Genomic DNA, 16,851 nt, shown 5'->3' with positions numbered 1-16,851 from the left:
ACCTGTCAATATATTTTATTCAACAAAAAGTACGTTTTTTCTACACACCTAACATTCCCCATACAATGCAAAATTATGTAAACACTAAAAGCGGAGGGGCTTTGACCAGAGGCGACAAGCATAAGACGAGCATGGTGGAAAGGCGTTCTTTGCCTTTTCGGCATGCTTGCCTTATGACCTCGAGGGGCATAGCCGCCGGAACTGCCTACAAGGCTAAAAACAACCACCTAGCCAGTATATGATACCTCTAAATGAAATAGACCTTACAATTCATGCATAAATTGCAAGGTCTTCGAAGTTTTTGTCGAACCATCCCTATTCTTCTTCCGAAATTTTGTACGGCATTCCTGTACGAAGAACACCTTTCGTCTCGATACCACCCAATCCTTTGTCCCCTGTCAATGTATTTCGGATGACATCCCACACATTCACAGAGTCCTTAAACCCCGTAAAACAAATCTTAGCTACGATATACACTGGGTCCAGGGCATGAATATTGACTCTCGAAGGGGAACTCGCAAAGTTTGCACCCGCATGGATCAGGGATTCAAAGTGTGATTGACAAGCTCCTGCAAAGATCACAAGCTGATCCAAGTGGGGGGATTTACTGCGGGCCTCTCTTACTGCCTGAACAAAATACTTGGAATGTCGATAGGCGTTAATATCAGCCTTTGCCCCTTTCGACTTGGAGTAGGCATCGTGACCTGTTAATACGATAATATTCGGTCTATATTTATCGATAAGTGGTCCGATTTGTTGAGGCATCTCTGTTTCACCGCAGTGAACGCCTTTTACCGGGACACCAATTTTCTCATAAAGATCTAGACATTTTCTTAAATAGCTGGGATCTCCATCAAGATGAAGCACTTTCCCTGGCACTTGGAAATAGTTATAATCGTCTCGATAAGCATTCGTTACGCTGTATTCCTGCTTATACTTGAGAAGTTCTATATCCTGGCGGAACAGGTCCAGAGATTGTTCTTCTTTCGAACGAAACTCCTCCGTAATCAGGTCCTGTTCTCTCGGGTCCATCTTCTTCAAATCATGAAAAGGAGCATCCGCTATTAATCGAAAATCTTCTCCATACAGTACTGCCGTTTTATGACCATCTATCATGCGGATATCTATTACCCTGAATAAAATATCACATCGATATGAAAGGCGACCTACGACATCATTGATTTCGATATTCACATCAGTCACTCCCATGGGCTAAACATTCGTTGATAAATCAAAAAAGGAAATCAACAAGCCGAGGAGGATCAGCATCTGCTACACCCTTCTCCTGCCTTTTTTTATCATCAATTAAGTAAATATTCCCTGTGATAACCTATGCACTCCCGGAATATTCGGTGTCAATAAAATGGGATTCAACTATTCAGTCCACGCAAACATAATAGGCTGGTTTCTCAAACTTTGTTGCTTTTTAAAAATTGAGTGCTGGTTGATTTCTTTACGAATACAGCAACATAAAAAATGGCTAAACGCTGTTTCACGTTTAGCCATTTATCCAAGTTTTATTTGAAGTTCGGGTATAGCTCATCACTTAATCGACCGAATTCTTGTATCGTCAATGTTTCTCCCCTGCGGGTAGGTTCCACCCCTGCTGCAGATAAAGCATCCAGGATCAAGTCTTTCTTTTCTTTTCCTTGAGGAAGCTGACTTGTTAAATTATTTAAAATCGTCTTCCTTCTTTGGGCGAACGACGAGCGTGTAACGGTAAAAAAGAAGTCTTCACTGATAACCTCAACAGGAGGCTTCTCACGCTTCGTTAAACGGATGACAGCAGAGTCTACATTCGGCTGGGGCATAAAGACCGTTTTCGGGACAGTCATGACCATCTCAGCCTTCGTGTAATACTGAATGGCAATAGAAAGGGAACCATATGCTTTTGTTCCCGGTTGTGCTGAAATACGGTCTCCTACTTCTTTTTGAAGCATGACGCATATCCCCCTGATGGGGAGACGCTCCATCAATAGTTTTAGAATGATCGGAGTGGTAACGTAATACGGCAGATTGGCTACGACCATTATATCGTCGAACTCTTCAAATTCTCTGTTGATGATTGCTTCGACATCTGCCTCCAGAATATCTTCATTGATGATTTTTACGTTGTCATAAGGAGATAAGGTATCACCGAGGATTGGTATCAGTCGCTGATCGATTTCAAAGGCTACAACCTTTCCTGAAGTGCGGGCGAGATGTTCCGTAAGAGCTCCGATCCCAGGTCCGATTTCAATGGCTGCCGTTTTTTCGGATAGACCTGCATATTCGGTTATATTCCTAAGGATATTAGGATCTATTAAAAAGTTTTGACCAAGACTCTTTTTAAACGAAAATCCGTACTTAGCAAGGATTTCCTTTGTTCGTATCGGGGTTGCAATATCTTTATGCATGTTCTTCCTCCTGAATGATTTCCATTAACGCTTTTCTAAATTCATCTTTTTGAATATTAAACATTCGTAATCGTTTGTGGAGCTGTTTTCCATTAGTGTATCCGATTCTAAGCTTCTCACCAAGTGCTATTCTCCTGTCCTTGGACAGAGGGCTCCCGATTAAACCGGCATCAATTAAATCTTCTTTCGAGATGACTTCTTCCTGATCGACGTCTAACAGATGGGCTTCCCTTAAGGATTCCCGTATGACGTCTGGTGTCGCATGTTCAACGCCTATCCCCCTGCCTGACTTCGGCAGGGCATCCTTCTTATGTACAAAGGCATGCTTGCAGCCCGGTACCGCTTCTGCCACAATCTTTCGAATTCGTTCTCCCGGATAATCGGGATCTGTAAATATGATAACGCCCCTTTTTTCCTGGGCGTGTTTAATTTTTTCTATAGTCACAGGAGACACGGCAGAACCATTCGTTTCAACTGTATCTGCATTGACAGCACGCTGAATGGCTACTGTATCATCCTTCCCTTCTACTACTATGATTTCTTTTATTTTCATAATTCCTCCAAAAAAGTTGAAACATTTCTGCTTTTCAATTCGTCTAATGTATGAAGACCTAAAGCTATTATAACGGTTTTAACCAAGAAATAAAAAAAAGCAGGAAAACACCCTGCTCTTAGTTCAATATTTTTACTTTGATGGTTTTTCTTCCCCAACGATAAGCGTCTGATTTAGACGAAAAGAATACATCGATTTTATTCCCTTTGATTGCTCCGCCTGTATCTGCTGCAACAGCATATCCATAGCCTTCCACATAAACCTTTGAACCTAAAGGAATAACGGAAGGATCGACTGCGATCACTTTTACATGAGGATTCGATTTTAGATTGATGCCTGTAGCCGTATGGCCGGAGCACCCATTGCATGAAGCTGTGTAAGCAGTAGAACTGACATAGAATTCATGTCCGCCACTTGGTGAGGCTGAAGCTTGTGAACTGGATGATGAACGCCCCCGTGAAACCTGAGCTACTAAAACCTTGGTTCCGACATTCACGATTTTATCCTGACTTTCTTCCACGACTTTTTCACTCACTAATTTTCTGGAAACTTCTTTGCCGTTCTCTTTTACGATTTCATATTGCTTTTCAACTTTTCCATTTTTACCTTCTTGAACAACTTTCTCTTTTCCTTTTGAAAGGTCAGAGTCCTTCTTGGAAATAACGGTGAAATTCTTTGTCTCTTCCACTACATCGGTGACTTTTTCAACTCGAACGACATTTACGACATCATTTGCTTTAACAACTTTGTCTAAACTTGGTTCAACACGGTCTGAATCTTTTAGTGTAATTCCTTGTTGCTTTAAAAAGTCAGCGACCGTAGTCGAAGTAGACCATACCTTTTGCTCTTTTCCACCGTTTACAAGTTTAAGTGAAAATGCGGTATCAATCATTACATTCATGTTCCCTGTTACTTTTTCTGATAAGCCGGGTTGGACCTTATCGTGTTCTCCTACTTGGATTTCATTTTCAGAGAGTAACTCTTTTACTGTGCCAGCAGTCGTCCAGATTTTTTTCTTCTGGCCTCCTACTACTATCCCTACCTGTTTTGCCGGTTCCCAAACAATATTCATGTTATTTGAAACCTTCGTATTCCCCGAGGGGTACAAATAGTCTTCTGAGCGGGGTGAAATCTCTAATTCTTTTAATATATCTTGAATCGTGTTTGCATGCGTCCTAATCTCTTTTTGCTCGCCGTCTAAGGTCAATGCTACAGTGTTCTTCGATCCTTCATAAAAAAGAATTCCAAATACAGCTGCAGATGTTACTAATATTCCGATTGTAACAATCCATTTCCTTCGACTCAAAGACTTGGAAAACAGGCTTTTCATGGTTTTAAAGTTCATGAAAAACGCCTCCTTTTCTCGGAGTGATTATATAGAGTTATCCAGTGACTGTCAACCCTTACTTCTTCTAACTTAATCTAGCAAAATATCGCAACCCAGGGAACACAAAACATATTATGCAGAAAATGAAAGAAAAAGAAAAGAGAGAGTTATCGACACGTTTATCCTATGAAACATGATTCCTATGTAGAACTTTTTGTTTTAATTTACTATTTGGACAAGCTCTCTCAATACTCGACAAAATTTGATGTCAGATTATGTTGAATAATTTTTTTGCATTTTCTGTAGTGATCTTCTCTACTTCTTCCAATGGCATTTCTTTCAGTTCAGCGATTTGTTCTGCCACAAGCTTGACGTAAGCCGGTTCATTTCTCTTCCCTCTATACGGGTGAGGGGCCAAATAAGGACAATCGGTCTCGATCAGAAGCTTTTCCAAAGGAATTTCTATTGCCACTTCTTTTGGCTTCTTGGCATTCTTAAAGGTTACGGGACCTCCAAGGGAAATATAGAAGTTCATTTCTACACATTCTTGAGCGATTTCAGGACTCCCACTGAAACAGTGCATGATTCCTCCGACTTCATCCGCCCCTTCTTCCTTAAGAATATCCACAATATCTTGTGTGGCATCACGGTTGTGTATGACGATCGGGAGTTTTACTTTTCTAGCTAGTCGAATTTGCTTTCGGAACACTTCTTTTTGAACATCCTTTGGGGATTTATCCCAATGATAGTCAAGCCCCATTTCCCCTATCGCAACGACTTTCGGGTGTTTTGAAAGCTCTTCTATCCACGCAAGATCTTCTTCCTTCATATCAATTGCATCCACTGGGTGCCACCCAATTGCGGCATATAAGTATTCATATTGCTCAATGAGTTCCATTGCCCGATTAATCGTTGGCCGGTCAAAGCCGACAACCACCATCTTTTCAACTCCAGCTTCTCTTGCTCTTGACAGTACCTCCTCCAGATCTTCGTCAAATTGCTCAGCATTCAAATGAACATGTGTATCAAATAGCATGTAAGACACTCCTTGTAATAAAGATAAGTTTAATATAAAAAAGCATGACAAGCATCACATTCATGTAACATTCGTATTACATATTATGGTTTCTTTGGATATATTTTATTTACAGTGTTTCAATTACCAACCACTCTTCATTTTATCTATTTTAGATACAGAACCAAAATCATCTGTTTCTCACTATTTCATTATTATTTAAATATATTAAAAAACCCTGAAAATCACCCAAAAACATTACTCAACTTCGATCACTTATTATTTTTATATAATAAAGGGATGTTCCACGTGGAACATCCCTTTATAGATAGATTCATAAAGAATGACTTATTTAACTTTTGTTCCATTTGGTAAAGATTGATCGATGGAAGCGAGAGACAATGTTCCATTTTCTTCTCCGGCAAGGATCATTCCTTGGGAAAGCTCCCCACGGAGTTTTACTGGCTTCAGGTTCGTCACACAGATTACTTTTTTTCCAACGAGCTCGTCCGGCTGATAGAACTTGGCAATCCCCGATACTACTTGACGTTTCTCAAAGCCAAGGTCCAATTGAAGCTTTAAAAGTTTGTCCGTCTTTTTAACCGGCTCCGCTCCGATCACCTCGGCTACCCGAAGTTCAACTTTCATGAAATCATCTATCCCGATTTCCTCGGTTTCTTCAGGGACAGGTACTTCTTTCTTTTCTTCTTCAACAGGAGCTGATCCCTGCATTTTCTCTTTAATGAAGTTTACTTCTTCTTGAAGTTCAAGACGAGGGAAGATGGGTTCCCCTTTCTTGACTACTTCCGTGCCTGCCGGTATGGCTCCAAAGCTTTCAAGGCTTTCCCACGTATGCATCTTCTCATCATGAAGATTCAGTTGCTCAAAAATTTTCTTCGGTGTTCTTGTCAAGAACGGCTGCAATAGAACTGCCACTATCCGTAATGACTCGGCCAAGTGGCTCATGACACTGCCAAGCTCTTCTTTCTTGCTTTCATCTTTTGCAAGTGCCCATGGCTGTGTTTCATCAATGTATTTATTCGTACGGCTGATAAACTGCCAAAGGCTTGATAAAGCTACTGAAAACTCCATGTTTTCCATGGCATCTTCATACTTCCTTACGGTTTCATTATTCATTTCAAGTAGAGCTTGATCAAATTCTCCTTTGGAATTAACATAGGTTGGAATGATTCCATCAAAGTATTTATTGATCATGGCCACTGTACGATTTAACAGATTCCCCAAATCATTGGCGAGATCGAAATTGATTCTTTCTACAAATCCTTCCGGAGTAAAGACCCCGTCAGATCCAAATGGCACTTCTCTTAACAGATAGTAACGAAGTGAATCAAGACCATAACGATCTATGAGAGTAACAGGATCCACGACATTTCCTTTAGATTTAGACATTTTTCCGTCCTTCATCAGAAGCCACCCATGAGCAAAAACCTTCTTAGGAAGCGGAAGATCTAATGCCATCAGCATGATCGGCCAGTAGATCGTATGGAACCGGACAATTTCTTTCCCTACCAAATGAACATCTGCAGGCCAATACTTTAAGTAATTGGTGTCATTTTCACTGCCATAGCCCAACGCCGTAATATAGTTGGAAAGAGCATCAATCCAAACGTAAATCACATGCTTTGGATCTCCTGGCACCTTCACTCCCCAATCAAAGGTCGTACGCGAAACAGCCAAGTCTTCCAAACCAGGCTTAATGAAGTTATTCACCATCTCATTCTTACGGGATTCGGGTTGAATGAACTCAGGGTTTTCTTCATAATAAGCAAGAAGTCGATCGACGTATTTGCTCATCTTGAAGAAATAGGATTCTTCCTTTACCTTTTCAACCGGGCGGCCGCAATCAGGACAATTCCCGTTTTCTAATTGTCTTTCCGTGAAAAAGGATTCACATGGCGTGCAATACCAGCCTTCATATTGATCCAGATATATATCGCCTTGCTCTACAAGCTGATTGAAAATTTTTTCTACAATATCCTTATGACGCTTTTCAGTCGTCCGGATGAAGTCATCATAAGAAATATCTAATTTACCCCACAAATCTTTAATGCCGCTTACAATTCCGTCTACATATGCTTGAGGAGTGATTCCTTCTTCCTGAGCTTTTCTTTGGATCTTCTGCCCGTGTTCGTCCGTTCCAGTAAGATACATGACATCAAATCCGCGCATTCTCTTATAACGGGCCATAGCATCACCGGCAACCGTGGTGTATGCATGTCCAATATGTAAATTTCCACTAGGATAATAAATCGGCGTTGTAATATAGAAGGTGTTCAACTTTTCTTCCACTTTCTTTTCCTCCTCTTTTTTCATCTACCCCCATAAAGCCAAATAAGCTTTCGTATGGTTTATAGTGGTATGTTTGTTATAAACATCCAATCTCTACGCAGAATAGTCTTACCTATCATCTTAACCTCTTATCTCATCAAAATATACCTAAAATAGAGGGTTTCTGCAACTAAACAATGCTGTTTTTCGTATTTGTCGAAACGAGTATGGAATATTGTCGAATTATGTCGATTGTTGTAGGTAATAAAGAAGATTCGACAATCTTTTTTTCTATTACTTTCATTACAATAATATTTAATTGGTAATACATTTTTTTACAACAAAGCGTAAAGCTTAATATAACAATACTTAAACATCCATTTTTTATTAATAATTTACAGATTTTATTATTGACGTAATTCCCAATCGTTGGTATGATAGTATCAGTAAAAGAAATTTGTCGAATATTGACGAAAAGAGATAGAGATAAATAATATTTATTTGGAGGAGATTTTCAAATGAAGTCTACAGGTATTGTAAGAAAAGTTGATGAATTGGGCCGTGTCGTTATTCCAATCGAATTGCGCCGTACATTAGGTATCGCGGAGAAAGATGCTCTGGAAATTTATGTGGATGACGAAAGAATCATCTTAAAGAAATACAAGCCAAGCATGACTTGCCAAATAACTGGAGAAGTTTCTGATGACAACATCAAGCTTGCTAACGGTAAATTAGTTCTAAGCCGTGAAGGTGCAGATCAATTACTGAAAGAAATTCAAGAATCATTACAAACAAAATAATTTGTTGTTGCGATATGACAGGCCTGAGTCGATTCGACTCAGGCCTTTTTGTTATGATCCTTATTCCACATGATAAGCCTGATACACGTCCCTTTTGGGGATTGACCTGTCTTTAGAGACTTGTTTGATGGCTTCTTTGGAAGAGATGTTCTTTTCGTTCACATAATATTGAACATGCTCTTGAAGTGAATAACTGCTCCACCACGAGTCTTCCTCTTCCTTTTCCTGTGGACCTGTCCCTTCAATCAATATGCAGAATTCACCTCGTACCTCTCCATCATTTGCCCATTCGATCACTTCCTCAATTGAACCGCGGATGAATTCCTCGAATTTCTTCGTAAGTTCACGGCAGATGACGATTTGTCTATTTCCTAAAGTCGCATGTAATTCTTTTAAGGTTTCTTTTAATCTGTGTGGAGATTCATAAAGGATAAATGTATCTTCCAATGATTTGAGGGTTTCAAGTTCAGCTCTTTTGTCTTTTTTCCCTCTATGTAGAAACCCGTAGAAGTAAAATGGCTGAGGACTTAAACCTGAAGCAATTAAAGCTGTAAGAGCAGCGTTAGCCCCTGGCAATGGAATAACAGCAATTTCATGACCGATTGCTTCTTTCACCAGTTCGTAGCCAGGATCAGAGATCGAAGGCATCCCTGCATCACTCACAAGGGCCACAACCTCTCCTCTTTTCATTCGTTCAATCAGCTTCTCTCCGCTCGTTTCTTTGTTATGCTCATGATAACTGACAATAGGCGTGTCAATTTCAAAGTAATTGCACAGTTTTTTCGTATTTCTTGTATCTTCTGCTGCAATCACTGATGCCTCCCTCATCATGCGGATGGCACGAAACGTCATATCCTCTAAATTCCCAATCGGCGTTGGAACAAGATACAAGCTTCCTTTGTCACTATCTTGAAAACTTTTTTGCTGGTTCATGGTAAGGCTCACCTCCTATATCATGTTATTGTTTGTTTCATTATGTCCAAATAGCATATCATGTACTTCCTGTGAGTACTCATTTTGATTATCGTACACGTATAATGGTGGAAGGATTTTCAGGTCTGGTTTCCCATCTTTTATTCCTTCAATCAAGATCGTGTTGGCTTCTCTTCCCGGCTTCGGATAGACAAAGCGTAATCGTTTTGGCTCGAGACGATGCTTTCTCATCAACGACAGGATGTCCATCAATCGACCCGGGCGATGAACGAAGGAAGCCTTCCCTCCCTGCTTCAATAAAAAGCTGGAGGCTTTGATCGTATCCTCAAGGGTGCATAAAACCTCGTGGCGTGCTATGGCATAATGCTCGTTCACATTTCGTTTATCTCCTGGCGGCGTATTGAAATATGGGGGATTACACGTGACCACATCGTAGTGGGAATGATGAAGGAGTTGTTCAATCTCTTTAACATCCCCCATTTTCATGGAAATCTGATGTTGACGATTATTATATTCAATACTCCTTTGTGCCATATCAAACAGTCGCTCCTGAATTTCCACACCTGTAATATGGACATTGGTTCTTGCACTAAGTAACAAGGGAATGATACCGTTCCCTGAACATAGATCCACCACTTTTCCTTTGTGAACCGGCAAGTAACTGAAATGGGCCAAAAGAACCGCATCTGTTGAAAATGAGAAAACAGAAGGACTTTGAATGATCCTCATATTTTCAGCTAGTAAATAATCTAGACGTTCATCATCTTTTAACTCGACCATACTTTCCTCCATTTTCCCTCTATTATATATGGTTACTCTTTTGATCTCCTGGGCTAAGGGGCTCGAGGTTCTTAGCTAAATCTGTAATAAGGAAACATACGTCTTTCTGACAGAAGCGTCCTATGCCGTCGCCATGGGCAAAGCCCATCTGCTTTTCGATTAAAAAGGACCAATCCCATTACAAATGGATCAGTCCTTTTTAATCTGTATTTTGTTCGAAAGAATGAAGTGGCCTTTATTTCTTATTTAAGAAAGATAGACAGAATAAGCAGTCTTCATCCTTCCGGGGACTTCCGAAATGTATATTACAAATATGAAATCCTTCCTGGTATAATCGAGCAAGGTTGTCATAGCCTTCTCCGATATCCAGCGTTTTATCTTCTAAGTCTGACTCACCCGTCGTACCCGCATCGCTGTTTGTTTTTACCTTTTTTGGTGAGTTCTCTGTTTGTTCCAGTCTACGGCGCAAATGCTCATTTTCCAGCTTCAGAGAGTTATTCTCCTCTAACATTTCAGCCAGGCATTGTTTGAGCTCACCTAATTGATGATATAAATGACCAATTTGTTGTTCCATGTTACTGACTGAATCAAAGAACTCTTTCTTATCCACGACACTACACCCCGTTACTCTGTGGCTTGGAATGATACGGCACCCTCGTTCTTAATTTCATCTAATGTAAATTCCAGAACCCGTTCTTCTTCTTTAATTTCCACCTGAAGAATACGCTCCAGAATATTAAGACCTACGACTTTACCTTTTCCATGAGGTGTCTTAATCACTTCTCCGATATCAGGTAATTCTTCTTTTGCTGCTTCGTACTCATCATTCTCATATTTTAAACAGCACATTAATCGTCCACATAAACCTGAAATCTTCGTTGGATTAAGAGATAGATTTTGATCCTTCGCCATCTTAATGGATACGGGTTCAAAATCTCCCAAAAAGGTTGAACAACATAGCATGCGGCCACAAGGACCAATACCACCCAGCATTTTCGCTTCGTCTCGAACGCCAATCTGACGAAGTTCTATGCGCGTACGGAAAATGGAAGCTAAATCTTTCACTAGCTCTCGGAAATCAACTCGTCCATCAGCCGTAAAATAGAATATGACTTTATTTCGATCAAATGTATATTCTACATCTACTAATTTCATATCCAATTGATGCTGATTAATTTTATCACAACATACGTTGTAGGCTTCCGTTGCAGACGACTTATTCTCATCTACGATCAATCGATCTTTTTGATCAGCGATACGAATCACTTTCTTCAAAGGAAGCACTACATCATTTTCTCCAACTTGCTTTCTCTCTACGACTACTTTTCCAAATTCGACCCCGCGAACCGTTTCAACGATTACATAGCAATCTTTCTGAATATCCAATTCACCCGGATCAAAATAATAGATTTTACCCGCTTTTTTAAAGCGTACTCCTACAACATCGTACAAAGGACCATCACCCCTGCAGTTTTAGCATAAGCTGTTCTACTAGCAGCTGCGAATTCATATTGGCGTTTAACTTACGTTTTGCTTCAAGTATCGCCGTCATATTAGTAGAAAGACGATTCGTAGACACTTGAAGTGCGTTTGATTTCCAGTTTTCCTTTTGGTCCGGGTACACGAGCTGTTCTTCTTTTCCTAGCTGGATATGAAGTAAGTCTTTATATATTAGAAGTAAAAGATCCAATGCTCGATCGACTTGATCTTTTTCTTTGAAGTGCTGTACAAAATCCTCCTGTATTTTGACCATTGCTTGGAAGGGACTTTTCTGGAGGACTTCATATAATTTTAACACTATTATTCTTGCTTGTGCAAACCACTCATTTTGACATATTTCTACAGCTTCCTCATAATGGTTCGTCAAGTTGGCTGCAAGGGTTGCAAAATGGGGCGGGATGCCTTCTTCCAATAATTGTTTCGTCAGCTGTTCTTTCGGTAACGGCTTAAACGAAATCGTCTGGCACCGTGAAAGAATGGTAGGCAAAATTCGATGAATATTTTCTGTGATGAGTATCGCTGTTGTATCCGCCAACGGCTCTTCAAGAAACTTAAGCAGGCTATTAGCCGCATTCGCCGTCATTTTATCTCCGTGAACAATGATGTAAATCTTCTTCTTTGATTCTACACCCGTTTTCGAGAATTCTTCTTGAAGACTTTTAATTTGGTCCTTCTTTATGGATAGTCCATCAGGCTCAACTACATGCAAATCCGGGTGGTTCCCGTGATTGATCCTTTTGCAGTTGGAGCAGTCTTCACACGGCATTCCGTTTATCCGGTTTAAGCATAGCAATGCTTTAGCAAACAGGATGCTCATTTCTTTCTTTCGTGTTCCTTTTTCACCCTCAAATAAATAAGCATGAGCGACCCGATCCTTCAACATGCTATTCTGAAGCATCTGAAGGACGACTGGCTGAAATGGTTGTATCTCTTCAAACAACATGGAATAACATCACTCTCTTACATATAAAGATTAATAAGCAGGCCTTTTATTTCTCCGATTTTCCCTAATATATCAATGGACTTCTTTTCTTTATCCAATACATCCTCTGTTAAACCTACAAGATGCTGATCAACTGTTTTGACGATATTGAGTTTTCGCCCTTCCCCATATTGATTCCATGTATGAGATTGCTTCAAGTCCATCCCGAAATCGACAGCTTCCCTAACAAACTTCTTGACCAGTGTTTTATACTTGGCAAGATCTTTGAAGGTTCTGGATTGGGCTAAACGGCTGCCGGCATCTTCTATTGTCCCAAGAAGCTTATTGAGCTGGTCCATTTGCATTTTCTGGTCGTGTTTCTGAACCAGCTGTCCGAACTTGACTTGGCCCGCACCGCCAGTTCTCTGGTCCTTTCCTACACTGTCTATGGACACGCGATGGTCCTGGTTAATTTTCATACGTCCAACCTCACTTTAAAACTGATGGAATTGTTCTACTGGGAGAACGAAGACCGTCGCCCCGCCCACAGCTACTTCCACTGGATAAGGCACATAGGAATCTGCATTTCCACCCATAGGGGAAACAGGCGCCACCATCTGATCACGTGTCTGACAGTTTTCTTTAATAACCTGTAATGCTTTCTCCACACGGATATCCTCTGTACCAATAATGAATGTGGTATTTCCGGACTTCAAAAACCCGCCGGTACTCGCTAATTTTGTCGAACGAAAATTATGTTCCATCAGGGCATTAGACAAACGATTGCTATCTTTATCTTGTACAACTGCCATAATTACCTTCATGAATGAATTCCTCCGTTATAAAGCCATTTACTTCCTTCTATTATATCATTGAACCGACTCCACATACATGTTTCCTCTAAAAAAGAGACGGACTTCCAAGCAATGATGTATGCTTGGAGGTCCGTCTTTTTTTCAATTAACCAATCTTACTTGTTTAAGTAACTTGTCACCACTTCATACGCATCAGTCAACACTGCTTCTTTGCTCTGACTGGCATCTATCACCTGAATACGATCAGGGTATTGTTTGATCAATTTCAGATACCCTTCCCGGACCAGCGTATGGAATTCCACTGATTCCAGATCTAACCGATTAACCTCTCTGCCATTATGTTTCGCTATCCTCTTTAATCCTTCTTCAGGATCGATATCAAAATACAACGTTAGATCCGGCATCTTTTCCTCAATCGCAAATTGATTGATATTCATGACTTCTTCCATCCCGATTCCACGGGCATTCCCCTGATAAGCAAGGGAACTGTCGATAAAGCGATCACAAATCACAATCTTTCCTTCATCCAGGGCAGGCATCACTTTCTCCACCAGATGCTGCCGTCTCGCAGCGGCATATAACAGAGCCTCAGTTCGTTTATCCATTTCCGTGTTCTCTGTATTTAATATGACTCCTCTAATTTGCTCGGCAATAGAAATGCCCCCTGGCTCTCTCGTCTGAATAACTTCAAAGCCGTCCTGCAATAGTTGATTATATAACTCTGCTAATATCGTTGATTTTCCGGCTCCCTCAGGACCTTCAACGGTAATGAACAATCCTCTAGTCATCTATTTCCCTCCGCTTTATCGATACACATACACACATTGGTCAGCTAAATGGTGATGACCTTGTATGTTTGCCTTATTTACTATATATTCTTTCAACCGCCAGATCACATCAGCAGTAATCCTTTCCCCTGGCACCAACAACGGAATGCCCGGTGGATAAGGTGTCACCATTCCAGCGGAAATTTCCCCTTCCGACGCATCCAGAGGAACCAATACTTCCTCTTTCATGTCCATTTCCTCCAAAGTTAATGCCAAGGAAGTATAAGGGGAGTTCCTTCTCGAGCGGCTTATGCCCTTTATAGGGTTTGCTTCTACTACAGGCTCATTCTCAAGCGCCCTGTTTAACCTGCTAATCGCTTCTTTATATGGAAACGAATGACCTCTCTTTTCTAAAGGAAGGATCAGCAGTACTTGAGCAGGATCAGCGAGCTCCGGATAAATGCCTTCTGACTCTAACAGCCTCTGAAGGGCATATCCTGTGCGACCTTCCATTTCCATGATAAGTTTTAAGGGGTCATGAGTCCCTTTCACACTAAGTTGAGGATGAATCCTTGAAATTCCATATACAAATTCACGAATGTCTTGTAACGTTTGATCCAAGTCCTCTTTTGAGAACGTCCCTATATAAGATCTCGCATAATCAAGAGAGGCCATAATCGGATACGATGGACTACTTGATTGCAGCATAGTTAAATACTCTTTTACCTTACGCTCACTAACCCGTTTGCTTCCAATATGGAAATACGATCCCATCGTCATGGCCGGGAGCATTTTATGAGCTGATTGCACCACAATATCTGCTCCACATTCCATGGCAGACTTCGGAAAAGGTGAACCTAATGTAAAGTGAGGACCATGAGCCTCATCGATGATGCATGTTACATCGTGCTTATGTAATTCTTCAGTGATTTCTTCAAGATTGTAGGTAAACCCATAATAAGTTGGATACGTGAGGACACATGCTTTCACCCGGGGAAAAACCTTCAAAGCTTCCTTCATAGCATCCAGCCGAATACCAAGAGCAATTCCTCTTTCACTCCACTCGGTTTCTACGAATACCGGTACAGCCTTGGCAAGCTTGATTCCATTCAGCACCGACTTATGACAATTCCGTTGAACAAACACTGTATCCCCGGGATCACAGGAAGCAAGGATCGCCGCAATATTCCCTACTGTAGTTCCATTCACCAAAAAATAACTCTTTAAAGAACCATACACATCTGCCAACAATTCCTCTGCTTCCCGTATGGCCTCACGTGGATCATGTAAATCATCCAATCCACTCAACTCTGTGAGATCTCCCTGGTAAAATCGAGGATCTTCCATCAACAAGCCATTCTTATGCCCGGGTACATGAAATGAAATAGGGTCCTTGGACCGATGTCTCTCTATTGCCTCAATAAGCGGGGTTCTCGTGTGATCTCGATTCATTCAATCTATCTCCTCAATATCAATATCCCTTCATATCGTATCATATCCCGGGTGAACATGGTTCAGATCATTTGAATCTTACAAGTTGTACAAAAAATAATAGAGTCATACCCTATGCTGCGGTACACAGCAACTAATGGTGACATGCCTGATTGCAAAAAAAAATCATAACCATGTATATCTTCTGGTTATGAGTAGATTTGAGGAGTATTCACTTTTTTCAGTCTTTGTATAAACGTTTTATACAAAGGATCATTCGTTTCTGTATGAACCATTTCTTTCTCACATTCGGTGCAGATAAACGATGTGTATAGATGGATTCCAACCTTCTTCTCAACGTGACACACAATACACTCTTCCAAAGCCGTCTTCCGTTCCGGATTTAACATAGGGCTCTCCACCTCCATACAATCTATTCTGCCTCAAAACCACCAATTGTATACATAATTTCAAACATTTAAACTGACAGAATAATCAAGTGTACTCTTATCTTATGTTGCAGTCCCCATGTCTGTGTATGTCTCTATAAAAAAGATTGTGAAAAGAAGTTGGCATATATAATGGTTATCGTTACAAATGTATTAGTCTGAGAGATGAAGAGATTTTTAGTGAAAGGATTTTAAATGTGACTGGGGAAGTGGGCTATTTTAAGGCAAAAGAGATGGTGTAGTTCGTTTTATGTGTCATTTATCAATAATTTCATTATTATATATTGGATCATTATGATTGTTCATGCTTTATTTTAGATTATCATGCCAGTATATCGATTATTTTTTCTTTGTCCCGAAGCCATAACCTTTCCCGTCGACAGTAAGAGGTTCCCTTCCTAAAATAGCGTGCTTTTCGCTTTTTGATCTCTTTTCTCATTGATATTGGCTTATAATTGACTATTTCAGCTCAGAATATGGATGGGGATGAGTGTTTTGAGGCGTTTTAGTTGGCCGGTATTAAATTTCAATTAGCTTTGAGGAAGAATCATGCAGGATACGAAAGCAATCATGCCGGATGTAGGATCATCATGCGAGAATTCAATTTTTCGTGCGACTATGTGATTAATCATGCGCCATTTCAAAGAATCGTGCCACAATGTCGATTTTTCTTTACGCCGCTTCGTTTGGCATCCTTCACTGGGAGGTTAAGGAGATACCACATTCATATGGCTTTCAAAACCAAAGAAAGAGTAACTCCTAAGAGCTACTCTTTCTTCACATTGTGCCTGGCGACGTCCTACTCTCACAGGGGGAGATCCCCCAACTACCATCGGCGCTGAAGAGCTTAACTTCCGTGTTCGGCATGGGAACG

At 40.6% G+C, this 16,851-nt stretch carries 17 protein-coding genes and 1 rRNA gene; 1 reads left to right on the top strand and 17 read right to left on the bottom strand.

Going from position 1 to position 16,851, the window contains the following annotated elements; translation table 11 throughout:
- Window positions 1–315: 315 nt before the first annotated feature.
- From yabG to metG, 6 genes are all read right to left on the bottom strand, one after another.
- Window positions 316–1,209: a sporulation peptidase YabG gene (gene yabG / locus BAA9072_RS20180; protein ID WP_408015251.1), complete on the bottom strand. Its 894-nt coding sequence runs from the start codon at window positions 1,207–1,209 to the stop codon at window positions 316–318.
- Window positions 1,210–1,517: 308 nt separating this feature from the next.
- Window positions 1,518–2,396, bottom strand: a complete 879-nt coding sequence (rsmA, locus tag BAA9072_RS20175) for a 16S rRNA (adenine(1518)-N(6)/adenine(1519)-N(6))-dimethyltransferase RsmA (RefSeq protein WP_201716451.1) — start codon at window positions 2,394–2,396, stop codon at window positions 1,518–1,520.
- Complete coding sequence (gene rnmV, locus BAA9072_RS20170; RefSeq protein WP_201716450.1) at window positions 2,389–2,949, bottom strand: ribonuclease M5; 561 nt, start codon at window positions 2,947–2,949, stop codon at window positions 2,389–2,391. The genes rsmA and rnmV overlap by 8 nt, the downstream gene beginning before the upstream one ends.
- Window positions 2,950–3,067: 118 nt before the next feature.
- On the bottom strand, window positions 3,068–4,294 hold the full coding sequence (locus BAA9072_RS20165; RefSeq protein ID WP_201716449.1) for a G5 and 3D domain-containing protein: 1,227 nt from the start codon (window positions 4,292–4,294) through the stop codon (window positions 3,068–3,070).
- Between the two features lie 250 nt (window positions 4,295–4,544).
- Window positions 4,545–5,312 carry a TatD family hydrolase gene (locus BAA9072_RS20160; RefSeq protein WP_201716448.1) on the bottom strand — a complete coding sequence of 256 codons (768 nt, stop codon included), beginning with the start codon at window positions 5,310–5,312 and terminating at the stop codon, window positions 4,545–4,547.
- A 327-nt stretch (window positions 5,313–5,639) separates the two neighbouring features.
- Window positions 5,640–7,601, bottom strand: a complete 1,962-nt coding sequence (metG, locus tag BAA9072_RS20155; protein WP_201716447.1) for a methionine--tRNA ligase — start codon at window positions 7,599–7,601, stop codon at window positions 5,640–5,642.
- A gap of 497 nt (window positions 7,602–8,098) precedes the next feature.
- On the opposite strand from metG, the gene BAA9072_RS20150 reads away from it, so the two are divergent.
- Window positions 8,099–8,380 (top strand): AbrB/MazE/SpoVT family DNA-binding domain-containing protein, encoded by a 282-nt coding sequence (locus tag BAA9072_RS20150; RefSeq protein WP_098353711.1) that lies wholly within the window; start codon window positions 8,099–8,101, stop codon window positions 8,378–8,380.
- Window positions 8,381–8,440: 60 nt separating this feature from the next.
- On the opposite strand, the gene rsmI is transcribed toward BAA9072_RS20150, so the two are convergent.
- From rsmI to rrf, 11 genes are all read right to left on the bottom strand, one after another.
- Window positions 8,441–9,313, bottom strand: a complete 873-nt coding sequence (rsmI, locus tag BAA9072_RS20145; RefSeq protein ID WP_201716446.1) for a 16S rRNA (cytidine(1402)-2'-O)-methyltransferase — start codon at window positions 9,311–9,313, stop codon at window positions 8,441–8,443.
- Between the two features lie 15 nt (window positions 9,314–9,328).
- Window positions 9,329–10,093, bottom strand: a complete 765-nt coding sequence (locus BAA9072_RS20140) for a tRNA1(Val) (adenine(37)-N6)-methyltransferase (RefSeq protein ID WP_201716445.1) — start codon at window positions 10,091–10,093, stop codon at window positions 9,329–9,331.
- 235 nt (window positions 10,094–10,328) lie between these two features.
- Window positions 10,329–10,703, bottom strand: coding sequence for a DNA replication initiation control protein YabA (gene yabA / locus BAA9072_RS20135; protein ID WP_149158171.1), 375 nt, complete (start codon window positions 10,701–10,703; stop codon window positions 10,329–10,331).
- A gap of 14 nt (window positions 10,704–10,717) precedes the next feature.
- Entirely contained in the window at window positions 10,718–11,545 is an 828-nt protein-coding gene (locus BAA9072_RS20130; RefSeq protein ID WP_201716444.1) for a PSP1 domain-containing protein, read from the bottom strand.
- Window positions 11,546–11,552: 7 nt separating this feature from the next.
- Window positions 11,553–12,536: a DNA polymerase III subunit delta' gene (holB, locus tag BAA9072_RS20125; RefSeq protein WP_201716443.1), complete on the bottom strand. Its 984-nt coding sequence runs from the start codon at window positions 12,534–12,536 to the stop codon at window positions 11,553–11,555.
- A 17-nt stretch (window positions 12,537–12,553) separates the two neighbouring features.
- The gene (locus tag BAA9072_RS20120; RefSeq protein WP_201716442.1) at window positions 12,554–12,994 is read right to left on the bottom strand and encodes a YaaR family protein; all 441 of its coding nucleotides are present in this window, start codon (window positions 12,992–12,994) and stop codon (window positions 12,554–12,556) included.
- Window positions 12,995–13,009: 15 nt separating this feature from the next.
- Window positions 13,010–13,339 carry a cyclic-di-AMP receptor gene (locus BAA9072_RS20115; protein ID WP_201716441.1) on the bottom strand — a complete coding sequence of 110 codons (330 nt, stop codon included), beginning with the start codon at window positions 13,337–13,339 and terminating at the stop codon, window positions 13,010–13,012.
- A gap of 146 nt (window positions 13,340–13,485) precedes the next feature.
- Window positions 13,486–14,118, bottom strand: coding sequence for a dTMP kinase (tmk, locus tag BAA9072_RS20110; protein ID WP_201716440.1), 633 nt, complete (start codon window positions 14,116–14,118; stop codon window positions 13,486–13,488).
- 15 nt (window positions 14,119–14,133) lie between these two features.
- On the bottom strand, window positions 14,134–15,549 hold the full coding sequence (locus BAA9072_RS20105; RefSeq protein ID WP_201716439.1) for an aminotransferase class I/II-fold pyridoxal phosphate-dependent enzyme: 1,416 nt from the start codon (window positions 15,547–15,549) through the stop codon (window positions 14,134–14,136).
- Between the two features lie 188 nt (window positions 15,550–15,737).
- Window positions 15,738–15,938, bottom strand: a complete 201-nt coding sequence (locus BAA9072_RS20100) for a sigma factor G inhibitor Gin (protein WP_230980955.1) — start codon at window positions 15,936–15,938, stop codon at window positions 15,738–15,740.
- A gap of 825 nt (window positions 15,939–16,763) precedes the next feature.
- A 5S ribosomal RNA gene (gene rrf / locus BAA9072_RS20095) occupies window positions 16,764–16,851 on the bottom strand; the annotation flags it as partial.

It is taken from the genome of Rossellomorea arthrocnemi (assembly GCF_904424705.1).
Lineage (GTDB): Bacteria > Bacillota > Bacilli > Bacillales > Bacillaceae_B > Rossellomorea > Rossellomorea arthrocnemi.
Note: the sequence above shows the minus strand (reverse complement) of the source record. Positions and strands in the feature narration are given on the sequence as shown.

Coding starts and splice junctions, on each gene's coding strand:
- yabG (WP_408015251.1), bottom strand. CDS start 1,209: ATGGGAGTGACTGATGTGAATATCGAAATCAATGATGTCGTAGGTCGC.
- rsmA (WP_201716451.1), bottom strand. CDS start 2,396: ATGCATAAAGATATTGCAACCCCGATACGAACAAAGGAAATCCTTGCT.
- rnmV (WP_201716450.1), bottom strand. CDS start 2,949: ATGAAAATAAAAGAAATCATAGTAGTAGAAGGGAAGGATGATACAGTA.
- BAA9072_RS20165 (WP_201716449.1), bottom strand. CDS start 4,294: ATGAACTTTAAAACCATGAAAAGCCTGTTTTCCAAGTCTTTGAGTCGA.
- BAA9072_RS20160 (WP_201716448.1), bottom strand. CDS start 5,312: ATGCTATTTGATACACATGTTCATTTGAATGCTGAGCAATTTGACGAA.
- BAA9072_RS20150 (WP_098353711.1), top strand. CDS start 8,099: ATGAAGTCTACAGGTATTGTAAGAAAAGTTGATGAATTGGGCCGTGTC.
- rsmI (WP_201716446.1), bottom strand. CDS start 9,313: ATGAACCAGCAAAAAAGTTTTCAAGATAGTGACAAAGGAAGCTTGTAT.
- BAA9072_RS20140 (WP_201716445.1), bottom strand. CDS start 10,093: ATGGTCGAGTTAAAAGATGATGAACGTCTAGATTATTTACTAGCTGAA.
- holB (WP_201716443.1), bottom strand. CDS start 12,536: ATGTTGTTTGAAGAGATACAACCATTTCAGCCAGTCGTCCTTCAGATG.
- BAA9072_RS20120 (WP_201716442.1), bottom strand. CDS start 12,994: ATGAAAATTAACCAGGACCATCGCGTGTCCATAGACAGTGTAGGAAAG.
- BAA9072_RS20115 (WP_201716441.1), bottom strand. CDS start 13,339: ATGAAGGTAATTATGGCAGTTGTACAAGATAAAGATAGCAATCGTTTG.
- tmk (WP_201716440.1), bottom strand. CDS start 14,118: ATGACTAGAGGATTGTTCATTACCGTTGAAGGTCCTGAGGGAGCCGGA.
- BAA9072_RS20105 (WP_201716439.1), bottom strand. CDS start 15,549: ATGAATCGAGATCACACGAGAACCCCGCTTATTGAGGCAATAGAGAGA.
- BAA9072_RS20100 (WP_230980955.1), bottom strand. CDS start 15,938: ATGTTAAATCCGGAACGGAAGACGGCTTTGGAAGAGTGTATTGTGTGT.